The 19,953-nt window shown below is 39.7% G+C and carries 19 protein-coding genes and 1 pseudogene; 15 read left to right on the forward strand and 5 right to left on the reverse strand.

The genetic code is table 11. From position 1 onward, the window contains the following. Nucleotides 1-181: 181 nt before the first annotated feature. The 4 genes from ACYQ3G_RS18065 to ACYQ3G_RS18080 all read right to left on the reverse strand — a co-directional run bounded on the left by ACYQ3G_RS18065 (nt 182) and on the right by ACYQ3G_RS18080 (nt 3,938). Nucleotides 182-1,684 carry a lipopolysaccharide biosynthesis protein gene (locus ACYQ3G_RS18065; protein WP_459821169.1) on the reverse strand — a complete coding sequence of 501 codons (1,503 nt, stop codon included), beginning with the start codon at nt 1,682-1,684 and terminating at the stop codon, nt 182-184. Further along, nucleotides 1,681-2,640: a phosphoribosyltransferase family protein gene (locus tag ACYQ3G_RS18070; protein ID WP_459821171.1), complete on the reverse strand. Its 960-nt coding sequence runs from the start codon at nt 2,638-2,640 to the stop codon at nt 1,681-1,683. Before ACYQ3G_RS18070 ends, ACYQ3G_RS18065 begins: the two co-directional genes overlap by 4 nt. Continuing rightward, on the reverse strand, nt 2,637-3,374 hold the full coding sequence (locus ACYQ3G_RS18075; protein WP_459821173.1) for a class I SAM-dependent methyltransferase: 738 nt from the start codon (nt 3,372-3,374) through the stop codon (nt 2,637-2,639). The genes ACYQ3G_RS18070 and ACYQ3G_RS18075 overlap by 4 nt, the downstream gene beginning before the upstream one ends. A gap of 171 nt (nt 3,375-3,545) precedes the next feature. Continuing rightward, nucleotides 3,546-3,938 carry a hypothetical protein gene (locus tag ACYQ3G_RS18080; protein ID WP_459821175.1) on the reverse strand — a complete coding sequence of 131 codons (393 nt, stop codon included), beginning with the start codon at nt 3,936-3,938 and terminating at the stop codon, nt 3,546-3,548. A 417-nt stretch (nt 3,939-4,355) separates the two neighbouring features. On the opposite strand from ACYQ3G_RS18080, the gene ACYQ3G_RS18085 reads away from it, so the two are divergent. Together ACYQ3G_RS18085 and ACYQ3G_RS18090 are read left to right on the forward strand one after the other, a co-directional pair. Beyond that, nucleotides 4,356-4,736, forward strand: a complete 381-nt coding sequence (locus ACYQ3G_RS18085) for a DUF6573 family protein (protein ID WP_459821177.1) — start codon at nt 4,356-4,358, stop codon at nt 4,734-4,736. 1 nt (nt 4,737) lies between these two features. Continuing rightward, a complete protein-coding gene (locus tag ACYQ3G_RS18090; RefSeq protein WP_459821179.1) occupies nt 4,738-4,965 on the forward strand; it encodes a hypothetical protein in 228 nt (75 codons plus the stop codon). Here ACYQ3G_RS18090 and ACYQ3G_RS18095 read toward each other — a convergent pair. Continuing rightward, complete coding sequence (locus ACYQ3G_RS18095) at nt 4,946-5,275, reverse strand: helix-turn-helix domain-containing protein (protein WP_459821181.1); 330 nt, start codon at nt 5,273-5,275, stop codon at nt 4,946-4,948. The two genes, ACYQ3G_RS18090 and ACYQ3G_RS18095, sit on opposite strands and share 20 nt — an antisense overlap. A 193-nt stretch (nt 5,276-5,468) precedes the next feature. Between ACYQ3G_RS18095 and ACYQ3G_RS18100 the strand changes: the two are divergent. The 13 genes and pseudogenes from ACYQ3G_RS18100 to ACYQ3G_RS18160 form a co-directional block, all read left to right on the forward strand. Continuing rightward, nucleotides 5,469-5,891, forward strand: a pseudogene (locus ACYQ3G_RS18100) (flagellin N-terminal helical domain-containing protein); the annotation flags it as partial. Nucleotides 5,892-6,098: 207 nt separating this feature from the next. Continuing rightward, entirely contained in the window at nt 6,099-6,992 is an 894-nt protein-coding gene (locus ACYQ3G_RS18105; RefSeq protein ID WP_459824147.1) for a LamG domain-containing protein, read from the forward strand. A 495-nt stretch (nt 6,993-7,487) separates the two neighbouring features. Further along, the gene (locus ACYQ3G_RS18110) at nt 7,488-7,667 is read left to right on the forward strand and encodes a hypothetical protein (protein WP_459821183.1); all 180 of its coding nucleotides are present in this window, start codon (nt 7,488-7,490) and stop codon (nt 7,665-7,667) included. Between the two features lie 89 nt (nt 7,668-7,756). Then, the gene (locus tag ACYQ3G_RS18115; RefSeq protein ID WP_459821185.1) at nt 7,757-9,676 is read left to right on the forward strand and encodes a sigma 54-interacting transcriptional regulator; all 1,920 of its coding nucleotides are present in this window, start codon (nt 7,757-7,759) and stop codon (nt 9,674-9,676) included. 123 nt (nt 9,677-9,799) lie between these two features. After that, a complete protein-coding gene (locus tag ACYQ3G_RS18120) occupies nt 9,800-10,933 on the forward strand; it encodes a hypothetical protein (protein WP_459821187.1) in 1,134 nt (377 codons plus the stop codon). 47 nt (nt 10,934-10,980) lie between these two features. Next, nucleotides 10,981-11,868: a hypothetical protein gene (locus tag ACYQ3G_RS18125; RefSeq protein ID WP_459821189.1), complete on the forward strand. Its 888-nt coding sequence runs from the start codon at nt 10,981-10,983 to the stop codon at nt 11,866-11,868. A 104-nt stretch (nt 11,869-11,972) separates the two neighbouring features. Beyond that, nucleotides 11,973-13,469, forward strand: coding sequence for a hypothetical protein (locus ACYQ3G_RS18130; RefSeq protein ID WP_459821191.1), 1,497 nt, complete (start codon nt 11,973-11,975; stop codon nt 13,467-13,469). 26 nt (nt 13,470-13,495) lie between these two features. Then, the gene (locus tag ACYQ3G_RS18135) at nt 13,496-13,741 is read left to right on the forward strand and encodes a hypothetical protein (protein ID WP_459821193.1); all 246 of its coding nucleotides are present in this window, start codon (nt 13,496-13,498) and stop codon (nt 13,739-13,741) included. A 1,238-nt stretch (nt 13,742-14,979) separates the two neighbouring features. Next, nucleotides 14,980-15,339 carry a hypothetical protein gene (locus ACYQ3G_RS18140; protein ID WP_459821195.1) on the forward strand — a complete coding sequence of 120 codons (360 nt, stop codon included), beginning with the start codon at nt 14,980-14,982 and terminating at the stop codon, nt 15,337-15,339. Between the two features lie 275 nt (nt 15,340-15,614). Continuing rightward, entirely contained in the window at nt 15,615-16,172 is a 558-nt protein-coding gene (locus ACYQ3G_RS18145) for a tyrosine-type recombinase/integrase (protein ID WP_459821197.1), read from the forward strand. A 54-nt stretch (nt 16,173-16,226) separates the two neighbouring features. Beyond that, on the forward strand, nt 16,227-17,324 hold the full coding sequence (locus ACYQ3G_RS18150) for a tyrosine-type recombinase/integrase (protein ID WP_459821199.1): 1,098 nt from the start codon (nt 16,227-16,229) through the stop codon (nt 17,322-17,324). Between the two features lie 56 nt (nt 17,325-17,380). Further along, entirely contained in the window at nt 17,381-17,842 is a 462-nt protein-coding gene (locus ACYQ3G_RS18155) for a hypothetical protein (protein ID WP_459821201.1), read from the forward strand. Nucleotides 17,843-18,252: 410 nt separating this feature from the next. After that, nucleotides 18,253-19,905 (forward strand): diguanylate cyclase, encoded by a 1,653-nt coding sequence (locus ACYQ3G_RS18160; protein ID WP_459821203.1) that lies wholly within the window; start codon nt 18,253-18,255, stop codon nt 19,903-19,905. Nucleotides 19,906-19,953 lie beyond the last annotated feature (48 nt).

The following is a 19,953-nucleotide window of genomic DNA, read 5'->3' on the forward strand; positions in this document are numbered from 1 at the left end:
TCGCATGCGTGTACATCTATAATACTCTCAGGAACCTGTTTTTTTTAATCGACTAAACCTTGCCACCTGACTTGAGACTGGTGTAGCTTGCCAAAATTATAACAAAAACTCTTTAATATTCACTTTTTTATATATTCTATGTTGGAAAATTCACTACTTGCCAATTGACGATATAATATTTCTATATCAAGTTTACCAAAATTTTACAAATATATTTATTCACAGATGAAAAAACTTCATTACAATTTTTTTGAAATGTAAAAAAAATTCTAATTACTGTTTTTCGCATAAAAAATAATGATAATATCAAATACGAGACTAGTCCTATAAATATTCCAGCAAAGAGATGCGCTAAATGTAAATCATTTTTCGTCATTATATTTCTTATAAAATAACAAACAAACAATGCTACAAAAATAGACAAAAATGTTGGCTTAAAAATGACAAAGACAAACTCCAAAAACGAACCACATAGCAACTTAAGAACGGTTTTAATAACAGGATAAATCCAAAAAAAACTTGCAATACAATAAGCTGCCGCGACTCCTTCTATGCCCCACGGCAAACCAACAACAAAAGATGCTGTCAGAAACGGCACTCCAATCAACCCGAGATTGCGTAATACGTCTGATCGCCCTATTGAATTCAAAACAGAACCGCTTGTGCTAACCATTGACTGAAAGAATCCAACAGGCGCTAACCAAGCAATTACATCCGCAGCAGGTAACCAGCGATCACCGAGAAAAACACTGACAAGCGGTTCACGTAGTGCCCAAATTAAGGCCATCAGCGGTGCAGTAATGAAGGCTATAGTTTCAAGTGTTTCCATATAATGTTTTTCAATTAATGAGCGACTGTTCTGTTTACGACTATAAGCAGGAAACATGGCGCGATTGATAACAAATGTAATATTCTGCACAGGAAAAAGCAAAATACGGTAGGCAACATTATAAAAACCCAAATCTACCACGCCTAAAAATTTTCCAATCAGCATTGAGTCTGAGTTTCGATGAAAATAGTTCACAAAATTAAACAAGAATATATTACAGCTGAATCCAAATATCTCTTTCAAAGCCATAAATTTAAATTTAAAAACTGGCCGCCAATCTGAGACAATCCACAGAAATATGGTACTTACAGATGCTGTCACGATACTTTGAACTACCAGCGCATATACTCCACCGCCTTGCCATGCTACAACTATTGCAAAAATTAGTCCACATAATCCAGAAGTCAGTTCAATTTTAGCAATATGTTTGAATAGTGAATCACGTTCAAGCAGTGATTGGTGGACCGTGCCAAGTGATGTGATTGTAAAAACAGGTGCTAAAACAAATAAAATATCAATCAAGCGTGGCTCTTTAAAAAAAATTGACACCAACGATGAAACCGCTATCAAAATTACTGTAGTTATAATACCGAGCAGCACGTTGAATAAGAAAACAGCATTTATCAAATCGAAACTTAAATCCTGCTTCTGTATAATGGCTGCTCCGGTACCCATATCTCGCATCAGTCCAGCAAATGCGGTAACAGTTGCCGCCAAGGCCATTAATCCAAAGTCTTCGGTCGGCAAGATCCGCGCCAAGGTGAATATACTCACAAGCTGCATCAACACCTTCCCAACCTGTGAAACCCCAACCCAAGTGACGCCATGCCGAGTCGTTATTTTATCTTCGGTCATAACCGAGACACTCGCTTTGCGATTCTTATGAGTTTATTGCAAACTCTTCTTGCGAATGTATGTACCTTATTCTCGACTAAAGCATAGGAAGCACAAGGGTAATATACTTTTTGTGTGCTAAAGCAAAGAACAGGCTTGCCGGCCATATTAGCAATTTCTACAGCTTGGCTGACTTCACTCTCGATAAAGAGTTCGGTTTCTTTAAGGTTAAGAAAAATCTCGGCTTTAAAAGATGCATGGCAACCCAATCTGCGCCTAGTTTTGGCATCTGGCAAATTTAACATATGTAGCTGCCCATATTCAAAGCCATGCTTTTTAAGCCACTGTTCAGTATCGAGGCGGTATTTCTCCAGCCTACTCGTAACAAGGTGTCCAACACGATAACTAGGAACAACCAATGGAGGAACATTGTGAATAAATTGAATATAGGCCGGTCCGTCGTCGTTCTCAGAATCGGTTGGGTCCAAACAGAGCACGCCGTCAATGTCAAGGCAACACTTTTCCAAAAACTGTCTATGCATCACATTCCACTCAAACAATCTTGGCAATTCCACAACTTCAAAAAAAATATCTGGTTTGTGAGTGGATTGTTTTGTCGAATATACAACGCAATAGGTGAGATCGTGCGGCCTTCCGAGTTCTGCAATCAGAGCCTGAACTCTCTCCAGCGAACCACCGGACCAGATACTATCATCAACAATTAAAACATGTTTGGCATCACTTGGTTTTAAAACTTCGGCGAACAGGCATTCACGGGTACGCCCGAATATTTTTAAAGGGCTATCTGACAGATAGCCTGCAAGATCGGTTAGTTTGAGATTACGAGAAAGCGCAATCATGTTCGCAGCCAGCATCCCGCTTCGAGGCACGCCAACAACCAAATCAATATCACAAGGTAATTTGTACAGGTTTTCGCGTATGGTATGCGATAAATCTGCGACAGACCGATAGTTCACGGCTTATATCCCCTCATGCCAAGATTTATCCAACCGTGATCGTATCCCCGCACCTCAGAACTGTTCAGTTCGTCAATATTAATCAGACCTGAGTCCGTGAGTAATGATCGCAAGTAGCGTGGCGAGAAAACAGCCATGTGCCAATTGGGATCATTTTTTCGACCAGTACCATCCCCATATGAAAATATACGACCATTTGCCCAGACGCATGGATCACGCCCTTCGTTAAACTTAAACCACCCATCGTTATCAATTTCATTTTTAATCCCAAGCTCTGCGTTGACAAATGTTTGCGCAATTAGAAGTCCATTCGGAATCCATATTTCAATAGATCCACCCGACTTTAAGATACGCACCCACTCCTTAATAACAGACGGCAATTGATACCATGGAATATGCTCGAGAACATGGCTAGCATAAATAAGATCGAACGTTCCAGATGCAAATGGCAACTTTTTTGAAGCATCGCCGATATAGTCAACGTCTCTCCCCCAGACAACATTGATTGTCTCAAATCCAGGAATACGCCTTGGCCCCGGACCAATTTCTAATCTTCTTTCATCTTTTCTTTTGTTCTTGAGCAGATTTAATGGTGTGCACACAAAGCGTGCATATGGATACATAGCGAACCACAAAGCACGTAACACATAACTGCAATAATCCTTAATCCTGTTAATAGAACTTGGACTAAATTTATTTTTCAGAAAAATGATAAATTTATTTTTTAAAGACATCTCAAATTTAACCCTTCAAAAAAAAGATGCTCAGTAATTGAGTCTCTAGAAACAGCGCGACAATAACCTTTTCGATAATTCGACGGGATTCCACGAATTCCACCAAGCCCGATTTGTAATCAGCCTACAGCAACAAGGAGCCCAGCACTATTAAAAATTGATTAACTACAACTACTTTTTTGAAAGAATTATCTTTCCATCCTCGAAAGCTACATCAAGTGGACTTTCACGTTTAATTTGATTGTTTGAGTACTTCTCGTTGTACTCGTCAACATAATACTTCTTAATGGTAATCGTTCCCTTGCCACTTAAGCATGGAGGCTCAACTTCTTTTAATGGCGAAGGCGACTTGCCTTCAATGATCTTGTACTCTTTGAGTTCTACTGGTCCGAACGCGTATGCTTCAAGTATGACATTCCTAAAACACTTAAATTCTTTTTTTGCTCTGGAAACATCGATCTCTTTTTTGTCAGACGAATTCTCCTGTGCAAATTTAAGCAATTTTATTCCAATCTCTTCAATTTTCTTTTTTTTGTCTTCTTTTTTTTGAGTGTCCTTAGCCATGTCAAACCTCCATCACTTCATGTTTGAATTTTTAGCTTCAATTACTACGCATTATCAAATATACATATTAACAGATGACATGGCAAGCAGGCTCTTGACCAGATTATCTTCATAATAAAATCATCGATTTGAAGATGATGAAAATTCTGGTTTTAAACTTCAATCATTCATGCCCTAGAACTAGGGTCTGAATACTTCGGCACCATCGTCCAGCCCCCTCCTTGGGACAAAACAGCCCCTTCCTGGGCCGATCCCCCCGTTTCCCATGATTGGGCAGTCCCAGGCTCCAAAATCTCAGGAGACTCGGAATGTACGATTTCCAGGGTCCTGGGATTTTTCCCTTGGACACCGTGACCCTTCCCCATGAGCCAGATTATCTCTCCGAAATCTCACCACTTTTTATCATTGGAGGACAACATGGACGAAGAATGGGTGCTGATCAGCAGCTACAGCAGAAATGAAGCAATTGCAGACGGCGTATTAATAGACATCACCGCCTTTGCTTCCCAAAGGGGCTTCCGCCTTCCTACGGCTGTTACTGCAACACTCCTAGGTAGATACCTTGAACCATCAGAAAAATTAAAAAATATGGGGCAATCCTTCGAGGGTCGTCTTCATGATCTTCTTTGGATGACATATCTTGCTGCTCAAAACAGCAAAGATTCTGACCGAGTATATTTCGAAGTTTTGTTTCTGAATGAATCAGGCGGATATGACAGACCAACAATCATTGCTCATGTTGGCCCAGGAGATGATCGAGAACCAGTAATGACGATTATGCTTCCAGAGGATGATTAAAATGACCAATCAAAATTTTGATAAGCTTTCTTGCTATGATGATTTGGTTGGTTGTCTGCGTTCTTTGGAAGATTTGTTTTTGTTGATGGGTTCTGTTGATGGAAGGGAGGAAAGGCTTGTCTATGCTTGTTCAGAGATAGGCATGGTTTTAACGGCGAGGTTCCGTGAACGGCTAGGGCTGATGGTTAGGTCTACCCCGCCGGAACAGACTACTTCTCCTGAAGAATAATCTGAGCCACGACAAGAATTGCCTGGGCCTGTTCTCTGGTCGCACCTGAAAGCAGGTCCTCCAATTCTTGAACGGCTTTTTCTTTCGTCAGGACAGAACTACCGAAATCAAAGATGCTGGATAGATCTTCATCCAAGGCGGCGGAAAGTTTTTCCACAGTAACCAAGGTCGGATTCCCCTTGCCTCGTTCGATCTCTCCCATATTCTGCAGGGATATCCCGGCAATTTCCGCCAGCTGCTCCTGGGTCAACTCCTTCGCGCGTCTGAGTCCTCGAATTCTTTTCCCAAATAATTCAAGAAGATTGACCATAAGACCATCCTTTTTGGATAGCTTATGCCCAGTAAAAATTTCTTTTAAGCAACCATGGTTTACTTTTTGCTCTAAAATAGCAGCTATAGTGCGTTTTTTGACGCATCCGCTTGGCCACAAAGGTTTCCTGTGAGCCAAAGGAAAAAAACGCATCATAAAAACAGATCAGCATAAAATCAATGGAACTTGCTGTATGTCACTGACAATCAATCATAATTTGATGGCGATCAACACAGCCAGGAATTTATCTACCCACTATGGGAGCCTCGGGGTTTCAACCCGAAGACTATCATCAGGGCTGCGAATCGGCACTGCTGCGGATGATGCCGCCGGATTAGCAGTTCGTGAAATTATGAGGGCAGATATTGCAAGCCTCGGCCAGGGAATTCGAAACGCCAACGACGCTATTTCGATGATCCAGGTGGCGGATGGAGCACTCCAGGTTATCGACGAAAAGCTGATCCGTATGAAGGAACTGGCTACCCAAGCCGCGACAGGAACCTATAACGCCGACCAGCGTGCAATCATCAACGATGAATTTCAGGCAATGAAGGCAGAAATTGAAAGAATTGCAGCGTCGACAGAATTTAATGGAATAAAATTACTTTCAATAAACGATAATACAAACCCACTAGTACAAAATCCGACTCTGGGGAGCTTATTTGTCAACGGTGTTGATCTCAACAGTAATTTACATTTTTGGGGAAAATTCAATGGAAATGCTGACGATTCAGGATCGAACGGCTTTCCAACAAATGTTGTAAACGCGACACTCACAACTGATAGATTTAATAATCCAGATAGCGCATATTTATTCAATGGAATTGACAGTGGAATTGAAGTAAATAACTTTAGCATGGATTATTCCGCAATAACAATTAGTGCATGGGTACAACAATTATCACAGGGGCATAATGATCAAATTGTAAATGGCCCATTCGGATTTCAACTCGAAGTTGGAGATGCTACTGGGCCTGGAGGATACCAGTCAATCATGTTTGATGCTTTTTCAAGTTTCCCACCTGACAGACTAGCTACGTCCAGCGACCTAGTCACATTCAATGAATGGCACCACATTGTTGGCACGAACAACGGAACGACATCAAGAATTTACTACGACGGAAATCTTGTTGCAGAAAGAGATGTATCTGGTACACTTAGCTTTTCATCAAGCAGGATGGATATAGGAACAGGAGGATTCTACGAATCTTTTTGGAATGGAAAAATTGATGACGTCAGAATATACGCAAGAGGGCTTAACGACGAAGAAATAAGAGCTTTATATACTGGAATAGGAGATTCACTATCTGCTAGCACAGAAATAAATATTCATTTTGGAAAATTAAACACAGAAAACGACTCATATCATATAAAAATATATGACGCGTCAACAATAGGAATGCAGATTAATGATGTTGAAATATCGACACAAGAATCAGCACAAAAATCACTGGATAAAATTACAGAAGCAATTATTTATAAGGACAAAATTCGAGCATCCCTTGGCGCTACCCAAAACCGCCTTGAGAACACCATCACCAACCTTGAGATTCAGGCAGAAAACCTTCAGGCCGCTGAATCCCGCATCTCTGACGCCGACATGGCTACGGAAATGACAGAGTTCGTGAAAAGCCAGATCCTGACACAATCGGCAACGGCTATGCTGGCTCAGGCCAACGCCCTGCCAGAAATGGCGCTTCAACTAATCCAGGGATAGACATAGACCGTATTACAAAGACAATCTGGCGAATATTCCAGATCAGACGCCCCATTGGGGGATTTTTTGAACCCTTCTTTAATCTGCACCTTCGAACAATTCTTCATTGTGGTAATTTTCAGTGACATCATAGCTGATTTATCCCCATAAGTGGTAAAACCAAAAGTCAAAACCTACGGTTTTGAGACATCCACACCTAAAAACAGCCCCTTCAATGGAAATAGCAAGACAATACCGTTGCGGTGCTAGCTGCCAGGACCAATCAGAATCCAACAAAGACCAAAAATCTCCCACGACCCCACCGGAATCGTAAAATTAGTCGAAATTTCAGCCAGTTTCACTAAACTGGCCATTTTGGTCTTATTTTTCCCGTCTCAAATTCACAGACACCCGTGAATTCCGGATCACCTTTTCTGAATCCACTCAAATTTCATCGATTTGATGCTTGCCAACTTGGCAAACCCCTATTTTCCTTGCTACTAGCAGGATATGGGCATGAACCAGAAAAATTCACAGACCAAAGAAAAAATTGATGCCGTTGAACGCATCAAACGTATCGTTATTAGGTGCTGGGAATACATGCACCGAAACACCATTTTTTGTTTACCAGTTGCCTGGAACATTAGTCATTTGATTTTACCCACAGGCCCGTTTCTAAACCATGCGTATTGGTAGAGCCAATGGTTGCTGATATTTCATGATCCATTGTATGAATCTAAAAAACCTGATTTTTGAACAAAACAGTACTATTTCAAGAGCATAATATGGTCACTCAAAACAAAGATACAGAATATGGATTGCCCTGGAAACCAAGAAATACATGGCTCATCCCTCCAGGGCTTGAGGAGACAATCAAAAGATTTGAAATTCAATGCATCAACAATATTAACAATGACAGTCGACCATTGCTTATACATGGGCCAACAGGAACAGGAAAAAGCATGTTTGTCGACTACTATGCATTTATATATACAAACATAAAAGGCAAAACTCCTAATATCGCATATATAAATTGTGCAGCATTACCCTCGGCACTAATTGATTCTCTTTTGTTTGGACACACTAAGGGTGCATTTACAGGAGCAGATAAAAATAAAATTGGATATTTTGAATCTGTAAAGGACGGAATAATCGTTTTAGAAGAAATGGGAGAAATGCCAAAACATCTGCAAGCAAAATTGTTGTTGGCAATAGAAAGCAGAATTTTCTCTAAACTAGGCTCAGTCACGCCAATAAAACTCGAGTGCCAAATACTCGCAACAACAAATGTACAAAAAACAAAATTTAGGGATGACTTATGGTACAGGTTTGACAGTGTTTCCATACCAGCAATTCATAAGCGAAGAATTGACATCCTTTACTATATGAAATTCTTTAATGAAAGAATTTTACATATTCTTAGTCCCAAAATGCTATTTAGCCTGTTGGCCTATAATTGGCCAGGTAATGTTCGGGAGATCGAAAAAGTATGTAGCGGACTGATTCAAAACGCATCATATATATTTAATGAAATACATAGTCTTAACACAAATTTTTTAACAGAAAATTTAAAAATCGATTGTTATGATCAACGTGTATTCTTTTCATTACAAAAAAATTTTACAGACTTAAATTTAAACAATATAGAAATATTTAAAGAAAAACTTGCCACTAGTGAAGTCGACATAGAAAATCTTGAAATGTGTTGGCTATCGAGTGGTCTTAGCTTGAATGATGACAAAGAAGGTTTTGGAAAGGATTTTGAATTTGAAGAGTTAATTACGAAATCATCGAAAACGTATGGAGAATATTTTTTAAGCTCAAAGATACTTGAAATTAATACTATCTATTCTGGTTTTTTGATTTTTTGCAAATTGTTCTTTCAAGATGTAGAGTCAAACTACGATATTTTTGACATGAAAGAACATACAAGCAAGGAAATAGAAAAGCGGAGAGGTCAGACTGGCATCCTTGAAATATTAAAAAGAAACGACATTCCTTTTAGCAAAGAAATTTCTAACGATTTAAAAAAGACACTTCTGTACATATATTCTTACAATAATGATTTTTACTTTCATTTTCACATATATGGATTATATTCATTCATATTGCTAACGGACAATGTCGACAAAGATGTCCCCGATAAAATTTTTGACTATGCGCTGAGCAATGGACACCCAAATAAGCATAATTATGACAATGAAACGAAAAAAGAATTGTTAAAAAACAAAAAAATGATTTTAGCACTCTACTCAAAATCATGTTTTGAATTTTATGAATCGGACATAGAACTCAGCTATACATGGACTGAGTGCCTTCGAATAGGTCTTTGCGAATCACTTAAATTTTTAACAAAAATAAAACATATCAATCTTACAGAGCAGTTTCAACTTAAAGACTTGCATGCGTCTAACAAAGACAACATTTTTCTGGATCATTTTTACGGAGTAGAAATCAACCATCTTGAAAGCCAAGAAATTCCTATAGACAAAATTTCCTTGGACGACCTCGAGGAGTTATACTTCGAGACAATCCTTCATCATTTGAGGAACGGAAAAGCAACGCAGGAAAAAGTTGGCAACATAGCTGGTCGAAAAAAAGGGTCAATCTCAAAAAACAAAACGTTTCGAAAAGTAGATGAAAAGTTTCGAAATTCAAACAAAAATCCATCGAAGAGAATGGTTCTCCTCAACCCTCAATCTTAAAAAACCTTTAATATCTGCATATTATAACCGCATCCTTTGTTGGCACGGTGGTTGCCTTTTTAGGGTTTATTAACGGCGCAAACATTTCCATCCCGGAAGACGCGCCACCCTATGGAGGTATTTATGGATTCTGAAATTTCCACCCCTACAGCCCTTCTGAACCCTTTTGCCCCGCCCCTCTCCATGCCTGGGTCTACTGGAGGCCCTGGCAACACTCCGTCATCAGAGTCACACGTTCATCCCGACTCACATCCTTCGTACACTGATCCTTTCAAAGAAGCATTGGAAAAGGAACTGCGCAACAACGACCGTGAAATTATTGAGGTGATGATTGGAGGGTCAGGCGGCATCGGCGGCATTCCTACTAGCGTCGACGAAGCACTGACCAAGGAAGTGACCCCTGTCAAGGCCATGCATCTTCTATATGAGTCTGTTTCCAAGATGAGCATGGATGAAAAGTACAATAAATTTGTCGATGTTCACAACAAGACGCAGTTCAATATCACTAAGGCTCAAAAATTTATCGCCACGGTCGGTTTGCAGCTTGGTATAATTGTAAATTTGATCAAAAAAGATGTGATTATGAACAACCTTAGCAAGAAGGCATGGCTGCAGTATCGTCGTGAAAAATTCGATAAACACATCCATCCAAATACGCTTGCTGTGTATACGAAAGTTGCTCAAATTAATAACGTAGCAGCATATCTTCATCTTGGAATTGACAGACTTGGAAAGCTCGCAGGTGTAATTGAAAAAAGGGGAATGATTCATGACGAAGACCCCATCAAGGATATAATTGACGCTATTGACAATCAAACCATGGCAACGGGAGTGGCTCATGACTTCACTGAAAAATGTGAAGCAGCGATCTTGCACTATAGAGTTAAAAAATCTGGACTTGACGAAATTACAATGAACGACATCTTGTCTGTACTGGCAGATGGCAGGTCAATTGACAAGAAGGATATCGACAAGATGATCGAGATGAAAAATAGCGGCGTAGATTATCGCCAGTATATCGACAAAGATAGTGAATACAACAATCCAATCACTATTGAAGCAAGCAGCGAGAGCAATAAACCAAAGATTCGGGACGTCAATGCAGAAATTACAAAGCTGAGTGAGACCGTATCTAAAGCTTTAACCATCCCCCCTTCCAAGATCAATCTTGACCTTGAAAAGCTTGATGCCCTTATCAATACGCTGGCCGCTTTGCGCCAGAACTTTACAGCATCTAAAGAAACACTGAAGCAGTAACATAGAATAGCCCTCCCGACAAATCGGGAGGGCTTCAGGATACTAAAATGAAAGTATATTTATCTTCGCCTTCAGAGAGGCTTATGCAGGAATTGATGTTAAGATGCGAAGGAATTCGGCTGAATATCCTTGTAAGCATGGCGATCTTGCCAAATAACTATGAAGCGTTTTTGAAGAATTTTGAATCAATCATCAGCACGATTATTCTCGACAATGGAGCGTTTTCAGCCTTGAATTCGAACATCGGAATGACGACAGGTCAACTTTTGCACAAATTCAAGAAGCACTGCGAGAAGCATAAAGATCGTTATCAAATTATCTTCAGCCCAGATTTTGAATTTGGTCCAGATGGATTCGAAAAGAATTACGAACACTTTCTCGATATGGAAGAACTGGGCATTGATGTGGCACCAGTGATTCATAACCTTAACAATGGTGAAATTGAAGCATACCTGTCACATAACCCTGAATACATTGCTATCGGGCAGTGTAAAGGCCGAACGAATCCGAGTAATTTGTTTCCTGCCGTATATTATCTTAACAATTATGGAGCGAAGGTACATCTGTTTGGCATCACGGAATTTGATTTGCTGGCCGGTTGTCCAGCCTTTTCATGCGATTCAAAGTCATGGCTTGATGATGCAACTACAGGGGTTGTGAGGTTTTGGAATCCTGAACGGCAGGGACAGAACAAGACCGACATCATCTACTTCCCGGACTACCTCGATCAAAAACGGAATGGGACGATCTCCCGCTATGACTACAAGTATCTGGATGTTTTTGAATCATTCACAAAGGCACGCCTGGACTTGACCATGGATGATTTCCTCGGACTGAAAGCCGGGCTCTCCCGCGAGCTGGCAAATGCCGTCTATTATAACGATTTGAGTCAGATTATAACCGACATCCACATTTCGGAAGGAATTGTCCTCTAAACATCCAGAGAAATTTCACAGACCTCTGGGAATTTTTTCTCACAAACGAACCGGGGGCCGAACACTGCCCCCCCCATTTATAGGCAGTCAAGCCAAGGATAATCATGGACACAAATAACAATCATATCCCTAATCAAATTATGCCGCCGGCACCCGGAACTTCTACGAAGTTGAACAGCAATGATGTCTGCACGATCATTCAGCAGATGAATTATTGCTATGATCAGAATAAAACTGTGTATTGCGAACTAGAAATTCAAAATAAGAAAAAGTGGAAGCCCATTGAATCATCAGACTTCATCGCGTTTGTACAAACATATTTTAAAACTGCATATTATAAAGTCTTGAAACAAAGTGATATTAAAAATCTTATTCCAATCCTTAATCTCCTCGCGCTAAACAATGGCAAACAGGTAGAGGTTTATAATAGGATTGGTCGACTTGGTGATGATATTTTCATTGAGACACAAAACACCAATGATGACATCATCAAAATTACACCGGAAGAATGGAGTATCACTCAGAATAGCCCTGTAATCTTCAAACGGTTTACCCACCAAACCAGCATCCCAACTCCGGTAACTGGTGGAAGTCTTGATGATCTGTTTTCAATCTTTTCTATAACTAATCCCGATGAGCAAATCCTGATCGGCACCTGGTTGGTATCAAGTCTGTTTACGAACATGCCCCGTCCCCACCTTTGGTTCGTAGGAGAAAAGGGATCGGGAAAAACTACCCTGGCGCTGAGCCTCAAAAAACTGATCGACCCTGTTTCCAGGGGCAACTTCATGTACCGGAATACAAGCGAGATGGCCCAGGTCATTGACCATCACGCCGTTCCTTTTTTTGATAACTTCACCAAGATTAACATCGAAATATCTGACCTGCTTTGTGCTGCATTCACTGGAACAGACTTTACGAAAAGAAAGCAGTACACCAATGACGATGACTTCACCTTTAGTATCAAAAAACCGATCATTCTTGCCTCAATTTCTTTAGGAAATCCGGCTTCAGATCTTCTTGATAGGTGTATTGTCATTGAAAAAAGCAAAAATGATAGAAAAACAATTCCTGAAGAAATGCTCATGAAGGCATTTGAGGAAAAAAAGCCGAGGATCATTGGCGGAATCCTTGATGCTGCCGTTGAAACATTGAGAACATATCGAGATATCGAAGTTTCTGACTACATTAGACTTGCAGACTTCCAGAGAATAGGCATTGCCGCCGCTCAAGCACTCGGATTCACCAGAGAACAATTCGAAACAGCTTTGACCAACAATTTAAGAACCAAGGGTATTTTGAAATTACAGAGTTTCCCTGTTGCTTCTCTTGTGATCAAATTCATGGAAAACAACGAGTTTTGGGAAGGAACTATGATTGATCTTCAAAACGAGCTTATGGATATAGCCGATGATCCTCATTTGGTGAATTCAAACCCTTCAATTTTGTCCAGAAATTTGAAGGATTGCAAAGATATTCTTGAACAAGCAAATCTTCAGGTTATGTCAGGATCGAACGGCAGCAACGGCAGGAAGTACTTCATTCGACGCATTACAACCAATGATTCAACAGACTACATCGACTACATTATTGAAGATTAATCGAAAGTACAAAATAAGGGGTCTTAATGGCCCCTTTTTCGTTGAGCATTTCATTTTTTCCTTCCCTTGGTCATTATTGGCTTCAGCCCCCCCCTCCCTTTTCAATGGTCAACGCAGGTGAAGCAGGCATCGAAGGTGAAAAACAAGCAATTTATTTATTATTTTTGAAAAAAATTAAAAAAATACATGAAAATTTAGCTGCTTTAGCTGCGTCACCTGCGAAGACTGAGAAAAGTTCAAATCAAGTTTTGATAACAATCATACTCTTTTGATTTTGAATAACTTTTGTGCCGTTCAAGTAACCGGAGCTTTTGGCGATAAAGGGGAAGGCGAATCGCGACAATACTGAACAAATCAATGATTGATTCAAAAATATCTATATTATTTTGACATTCATTTCTTGATCAAGAGAAGAGTTTTCATTCGTTTGATACAGATATTTCTTTCATATAATGAGAAGTTTTGGCGTTTTGTTTGATCAAAAGACCAGAAACATTATCTGAAAGACAATTTCAAACATCACAGACAGTATATTTGTCATGGGTGCCTTGCAGTTGATCCAGTCCAAGTGCCGCTGTTGTGCGGACCATTCGTATCTGAACGAATGGAAGTCAAAAAATACCAAGTTCTTTTTTGTGAAGAACAGCCAACCCGTTTTAGGAAACGATAACGGGGGAGGGGCTGAGACTGAGGAATTAGCCTACATCACGGTGGCGCATACATAAGACGAGACTCATGGCAAGTTGAAGTCGTTGAATCTATGATTCAACACAGGAAAAGGTTCAGACCAATCCCTTTTACGGATGTATGCAAGCGATTATATGCTGGATGATTCTGAATGGATTCGACAATGACCAAGGGAAGCCCATTTTTAATGGGTGGCTGAGTACTTGTAAGGAGTACACCGAAATAACAACCCTCGGAAAGATAAATGTAAGAAATTGACGATTAAGATGATGAAGAAGTATTTTCTATCAAATAATAAACACATCAAAATTTTGTAATTATAGATGCCCCTGAATTTGGGCTTAATCAAAATTCGACATATATTCAGTCTTTCTTTCGAACACATTGTTTTTGGGGTTGTTATTTCGGGATAGCCGGATGCGGGAAAACCGCACGTCCGGTTGTGATTCGGGGCTTGGCTGGTGACAGACCATTCTACCGATGGCCCATGGTTTCCAAAGGATCATTCTTGGAAATCATGGGCGGCTGTCATGTTAGAATTGAATAACGGCAGCTCTCTGAGTGATCAGGGAGCTTTTTTTGTGCCCAAAATTTACAGGAGCCTGTGAAAAGCTGGACGTCCATATTTCGATTCTGAGGGCCGCCGAAGTAAAATCTGAGGATTACACCTACCCACCGCCATAACAGCCCGTCTTGGGCCATTTCTGTGCGAATTCTCCCAAAAGCCTTCTTCAAGATTAGTGAAGTGTCTTCAAAGCTGTCACTTTTGAGGTCAAAATACAGATATTTATCCTTACTACACCAACATATAAGGAGAAATATCATGGGCGAATCCAAAGCTGAAGCAACGACCAAGAAAAAGAGGATTGAAAGCAAGTACAACGCAGCAAAGTTACGCGATGCAATTAAAGGCGGAAACAATGCTGTTCAAATCATGAAGATTCTGGACATCAAGCACAAGCAAACTTTGAAGCAGTACGTTTTGAAACTGATTAGTTCTGACAAGCAATTTTACGAAATTCCTGGTCTTTACATGAACAGTTCTTCTAAGGCGAAGGTTACAAAGTATGGAACAATCAAGCTGATTCTTAAGAATTACGATTTGGGTGATTTTGAATTCAAGGAAGACGATGAGTTCTCTGTATACTCTGAAGATAATCGAATCATCCTTGAAAAGCTCTAATGAAGCCTTCTTTAACATGCCATGGTAAAACATGGCATTTTTCTTTTCCTTTATTGAGCAAGTTGAAGTCATGTTATTTTCAACAAAACTATAAAGATATACAATTTTAAATGTAAGATTTTCCATAAAAACTTACATTCGATAAAATACAAGCTCAATCTTCAAGGATATTAAGCGGATAAGAAGTCCCAGGAATATTCTTGGTGATTGAGCTTTGTTTTGAATGTCAGATTTCGTTTGGTTTTCTTTAGAAAACAATAATTGGGAGATTAAACATGAAAGTTGAAGCCATAACAGAACCGAAAGACATAAAGCGTATCAAAAAAATGTTGCAAGACAATTCTCGTGATCGTTTGCTGTTCATTTTAGGCATCAACACCGGCCTACGTGCACAAGACATTCTCGCCTTAAAAATAGGCGACGTGCTTGAGTGCAAGGTTGGATCAAGAATTTCAATCAAGGAGAAAAAGACAGGAAAAGACAATGTCATAATCATCAACTCTGAAATTTTCAGCGCACTTGAGGATTACCTGAATGATATTCCGAAAACACCAGAACATTATTTGTTCAAGAGTCGAAAAGGAAAGAATGCTCCATTAACAACATATGCTGTGATGAACTACATCAAAGATTGGTGCAGAAAACTCAACATTAAAACACATGTTGGGGCGCATACATTAAGAAAGACCTTTTGCTATCAACAAAGGAAAATCCACGGAACAAGCTGGGAGGTGCTCGCAAAGAGACTCAACCATTCTTCTCCATCGATAACTCGACGTTATCTTGGGATAAAAGAAGAAGAAGTCGAAGAAATCCTGATGCATACGATTTGAAACTGGGGCTGAATAAGCCCCATTCTTTTTATAACTCATATTGATGGAGGAACTATGGGAGTTTACCAACGTGATGGTAGATGGCTCGTTTATTGGTTCGAAGAAGGGAGAAGGCGGGATAAATCTTTCGGAAGGGGAGAAGATGCGAAGCTGCAAGCTGAAAAGTTTGATCAAGCTGCACGTCAATGCACCGTTGAGGCGGGAATGGTTCTGGGCAACGCGATTGTTGCTCCAGAAACATCAGAACCGGAGGAGGAGATTGGAAAGACTGGTCCAACAGGAATTACGTTTGGGCGACTTTCCAGGATGCATCTGGATCATCTCCTGGCCTCTGGGAAAACCGAGAAGCACATCAAAAACGTTGCCGTCCTGCTGAAGAATTCATTCTTTGCCCTTCTGGGTAAGGATACACTTGTGAATGATATGACCTACATCGATCACATACTGCCATTCATCAAGCACTTTCAAGCAGATAGTCCCCAGACAGGCAAACCACGGTCAAAAGTAACCGTCAACAGATACTGCGATTACCTTGATGCGATTTTCAACTTCGGCTGCCAGAACGGTTTGATGAATTCTAACCCAATGAAAATGAGGAAAAGAATTCGCGAAAGACCACGGGAAGTTCAACTGACCGTGGATGACATGAAGCGGATCATGGCTTGCGCTGAACCACATGTACGGTGGGCGATGGAAGTCTGCTTTAACTTGGGAACACGACCTGGAACGTCTGAACTCCTGTCGTTGAAGTGGCACCAAGTAGATTTCGAAAGATCCACGGTGAAGATTTATGCTAGCAAAACTAACACCTATCGGATCGTTCCAGTCAAATCAATATTTCTCGAAAAGCTCAAAATGATGAAAGCTCATGCAGCTTCGGAATACATAATTGAATTTCGAGGAAAATCCGTAACAACTATCAGAAAGTCATTCAAGACAGCATGTGATCTTGCTGGAATTGATTACCCAATTCGCATGTACGATCTTCGTCATTTGTTCGCCACAACAATGCTAACAAATAATGCTGATTTAGCAGCAGTTTCAAAACTTATGGGCCATTCAACGGTGAAAATGACCGCTGACACCTATTATCATTACATGGAGGGAGAAAAAGAAAGAGCTATTAACTTGTTACCAGAAATCTCTTTGTGAAATCGTGTCAACAATTAAAAGGAGCTTCTTGATGAAGCTCCTAAGGAGGGATTGCTATGATCCCAAACGTTATTATTAAGTGCTGGATTTGTGGAAAAGAATTTGAAGTTGAAGCCAAACATTCTTGGAAAACTTTTTGTTTTGATTGCACTGTAATGTATTATCTTCCTGTAGCTCATTTGGTGACACCGACTGAGTTAAAAAAAGACTGGGAAAATAAGAAGCATATCTTATTTAATCACCCCAAAACAAAAATGATAACTTGCATTCATTCTGGAGAAGTATTTGAAGCTCCGATTGAGTCTCAGTATTTCATGACTCTTGAAGCAATTAAGAACGAGTTTTATCCTCGCCTGAATAAATATGGAAAAGAAAATTACGGATTAATCAAAGACAACTGGCGCAAAATTATTGAGCTTGAACCTGAAATCGAAGAAATTTTAACAATCAATCCGCATCTTGTGTTCATGATCTGCAAAGGCATCTACGAAGAAATGATTAAAAAAAATAGAAAATAATAAGTTTTAAAAAAGATTATAAAAAATGATCATAGGGGACGGCTATTTGGCCGTTCATCCAATCACATCATGATCTCGTTTGACCAGTTCAAGGCAAGAGAACTCGAAAAACGGTAGAGATCGTACAGAATTGCGACCTGGATTCCCAGGACCCTGTGAATCCGCCTCCCCCTTTTCCTAAAAATTCAGTTCCAGCCAGCCGTGGTTGCTGGTTAGCCTTAACGTATCTTGAAGGACGCTTGAGATACAATCAGGCGTCCATTTCGTACTTGCAAAAGGTGCGAGGTGTGGGCAATGTTCGATACGGAAAGAAATAATTCGGACTGTTAGGTAACAGACTGTTTGGATATTTGGACAAATTGGGATGCCCCGTCACGGACAGTTGAGCCTATGGAAAACAGCAACAAAAAATGAAACTAATAGCTCGCCAAAAAATTCGTTTTTATTACTATCTCAGCGGTATAGTTGCGATAATATTCATTGCAGCGTCAATGAGTGTGCCCTATTTTTTGAATTTGAAAAAAGAGTACCAGTCAAAGATTGAGCAACTTTCTCAAAGCATTATTTCAGAGAAAAAACGTCATTTGTACGATGTGGTAAACAGAACAATTTTAGAAATTGAATTTATAAAGACAGACACTTCTCGAGAATACAACGAGATTTGTGCCGCAGTTTCTAATTTCTTGTCTAGCTCACATGCGTGGAAGGGGCCGATCCTCGATGAGTCTCTGCTGAATGTTCAAAATGAGCGCATTCAGGATTCAACCAGGAAAGATATAAATAATATCATAAGTTTCATAGTTTACGATACGAAAAATTCACAAGTAGTTGGTTCTTCAGAGGATAATGCAGCTGAAATATTTGCAAGAACAGTATCTTCAAATGCAAATAACAGGGAACTTTATCCTGCTGTTGCAACAGTTGTTTCGAATGAAGGCTTTAGTATATATGTCTTTGTCTCTAGGGACACTTTTGAAACAAATGTAAAAAATCGTATCAAAGATCTTATTCGAGCAGTCCGACTTGGAGACGATGGCTATATCTGGATCAATGAAATAATCAATTATGACGGTGGGGACGATTATGCAATTCGTCTTGTCCATCCAAATCTTCCGCATACAGAAGGGCTTAAACTTTCAACGAAAACACAAGATATTAATGGAAATTTTCCATACAAGACTGAACTCGACGGGGTGAAGCTCAACGGTGATTTATATTTTGATTATTACTTTAAAAAAATGAATACAGATCAAATTTCGCACAAATTAACATATGCAAAATTATACAAACCTTATAACTGGGTTATTGCAACCGGCGTCTATCTTGATGATGTAGATAATTTAATAATTAATGAACAACAATCTATGGAAAAGACGCATAAAAATCAAATTCAAATTCTTGGAATTGTTATTTTTTGCATACTTGTAATTTCATTTATTTTTCTTGTTGCATTTGAAAAGCACATTAACGGACTGATCAGTTCGTATGTTGAAACAATAGAAGCTAAAGAAAAGTCTTTACGACTAGAGAAGGACAAGGTCGAGAAAGCTTTTGGAAAACTTAAAGACGTAGCATACCTCGACTACTTGACAGGCTTATGGAACAGAAGGTCAATGTATGAACGACTTACAGAGGAATACTCAAGATGTTCAAGAAATGATTCTAGCTTTGTAATCATACTTGGGGATATTGATCATTTTAAAGTTATTAATGACACTCATGGACACGGGTGCGGCGACATCGTCCTCAAACAACTATCGAAAATAATGTCTAAAAATATTAGAAATGAAGACAGTATTTCTAGATGGGGTGGTGAAGAATTTCTTATCCTAGGCACATCCTGTGATTTAGCAGACGGCGTTTCTCTTGCTGAAAAAGTACGAAATGCAATTGAACACCAAGAAATTTCTTTTGACACCATTACACTGAAAGTAACAATGACTCTTGGGGTCTCCGCGTTTGATCCAAAAAAATCCATAGATGAGATCATAAAGGAGGCAGACGCAATGCTTTATTTCGGAAAAAATAAAGGTCGTAACTGTGTCATCTCGACACTGATATAGATGTTTTGGCGGCTCTTTGGCTGCCTATTGGCAGACCCGCCACTGTTC

The sequence above is a fragment of the Desulfomicrobium salsuginis genome, assembly GCF_054657795.1.

Excerpts from the sequence above, each read along its gene's own strand:
- ACYQ3G_RS18065 (WP_459821169.1), bottom strand. The coding sequence starts at position 1,684 with ATGACCGAAGATAAAATAACGACTCGGCATGGCGTCACTTGGGTTGGG.
- ACYQ3G_RS18075 (WP_459821173.1), bottom strand. The coding sequence starts at position 3,374 with ATGTCTTTAAAAAATAAATTTATCATTTTTCTGAAAAATAAATTTAGT.
- ACYQ3G_RS18080 (WP_459821175.1), bottom strand. The coding sequence starts at position 3,938 with ATGGCTAAGGACACTCAAAAAAAAGAAGACAAAAAAAAGAAAATTGAA.
- ACYQ3G_RS18085 (WP_459821177.1), top strand. The coding sequence starts at position 4,356 with ATGGACGAAGAATGGGTGCTGATCAGCAGCTACAGCAGAAATGAAGCA.
- ACYQ3G_RS18090 (WP_459821179.1), top strand. The coding sequence starts at position 4,738 with ATGACCAATCAAAATTTTGATAAGCTTTCTTGCTATGATGATTTGGTT.
- ACYQ3G_RS18095 (WP_459821181.1), bottom strand. The coding sequence starts at position 5,275 with ATGGTCAATCTTCTTGAATTATTTGGGAAAAGAATTCGAGGACTCAGA.
- ACYQ3G_RS18110 (WP_459821183.1), top strand. The coding sequence starts at position 7,488 with ATGAACCAGAAAAATTCACAGACCAAAGAAAAAATTGATGCCGTTGAA.
- ACYQ3G_RS18115 (WP_459821185.1), top strand. The coding sequence starts at position 7,757 with ATGGTCACTCAAAACAAAGATACAGAATATGGATTGCCCTGGAAACCA.
- ACYQ3G_RS18120 (WP_459821187.1), top strand. The coding sequence starts at position 9,800 with ATGGATTCTGAAATTTCCACCCCTACAGCCCTTCTGAACCCTTTTGCC.
- ACYQ3G_RS18125 (WP_459821189.1), top strand. The coding sequence starts at position 10,981 with ATGAAAGTATATTTATCTTCGCCTTCAGAGAGGCTTATGCAGGAATTG.
- ACYQ3G_RS18130 (WP_459821191.1), top strand. The coding sequence starts at position 11,973 with ATGGACACAAATAACAATCATATCCCTAATCAAATTATGCCGCCGGCA.
- ACYQ3G_RS18135 (WP_459821193.1), top strand. The coding sequence starts at position 13,496 with ATGGCCCCTTTTTCGTTGAGCATTTCATTTTTTCCTTCCCTTGGTCAT.
- ACYQ3G_RS18140 (WP_459821195.1), top strand. The coding sequence starts at position 14,980 with ATGGGCGAATCCAAAGCTGAAGCAACGACCAAGAAAAAGAGGATTGAA.
- ACYQ3G_RS18145 (WP_459821197.1), top strand. The coding sequence starts at position 15,615 with ATGAAAGTTGAAGCCATAACAGAACCGAAAGACATAAAGCGTATCAAA.
- ACYQ3G_RS18150 (WP_459821199.1), top strand. The coding sequence starts at position 16,227 with ATGGGAGTTTACCAACGTGATGGTAGATGGCTCGTTTATTGGTTCGAA.
- ACYQ3G_RS18155 (WP_459821201.1), top strand. The coding sequence starts at position 17,381 with ATGATCCCAAACGTTATTATTAAGTGCTGGATTTGTGGAAAAGAATTT.
- ACYQ3G_RS18160 (WP_459821203.1), top strand. The coding sequence starts at position 18,253 with ATGAAACTAATAGCTCGCCAAAAAATTCGTTTTTATTACTATCTCAGC.